The sequence below is a fragment of the Enterovibrio qingdaonensis genome, assembly GCF_028683135.1.
GTDB lineage: Bacteria > Pseudomonadota > Gammaproteobacteria > Enterobacterales > Vibrionaceae > Enterovibrio > Enterovibrio qingdaonensis.
The window spans coordinates 1-620 of record NZ_JAJUBB010000067.1 but is presented as its reverse complement, the minus strand read 5'-3'; the positions used below and the strand labels follow the sequence as shown (position 1 = coordinate 620).

Genomic DNA, 620 nt, shown 5'->3' with positions numbered 1-620 from the left:
GAACTAACTGGGACATACACTCTAAGAAATCAAAGCTCAGCACTTTAACCTCCACCACGAACCCTCCAACTTTGGCGTCATTCAGCAACAAATACTTGTCTGCGTCGGCAAATCAGCAAACCTTTTGTCCCTTTAGGCATTTTACGAAAAGCCGAAAACTCAGAAGAACATCTGATAGGCATAAACAACGGGTGAAAAGAGGAAATTAGCGATCAGGTAGTCTAATACCTGACACCCTTTGGCGATTAAGGTGGGGCAATGCGGCTTTCACAGCTGATTCTGAGCCTACAATGTTGCCGCACTCTATTCGGGTACAAGTGTTTATCCAGCAATCAGGTTCTAATCCAAGCCGTGTGAGCAATGACGGTAAGGTGTTTTCAATGTGACCACGTTTATTGTCACGTATCTGTCGCCCTGTCCACTCGACCAATTCTAAATAATCCATCAAGCGAAAAGGTATGCCTTCAGGCATGTTTTCTCTTGGATTGCCGGAAAAAGGAAACAAGTAGGGTGCCGTGGGCTCATCCTTTAGCAGGGATTCTAAACGGGCTTTTACTGATGTATGGGCAGACTGCTCAGGGGTAGGATCTATGGCTGCACGAACGGGGTTTAAATCCACG

At 46.1% G+C, this 620-nt stretch carries 1 pseudogene; it reads right to left on the bottom strand.

Features of this window, described 5'->3' with window-relative positions:
- Positions 1-205: 205 nt before the first annotated feature.
- A pseudogene (locus tag LRP49_RS25145) lies at positions 206-620 on the bottom strand (alpha-amylase family glycosyl hydrolase); the annotation flags it as partial.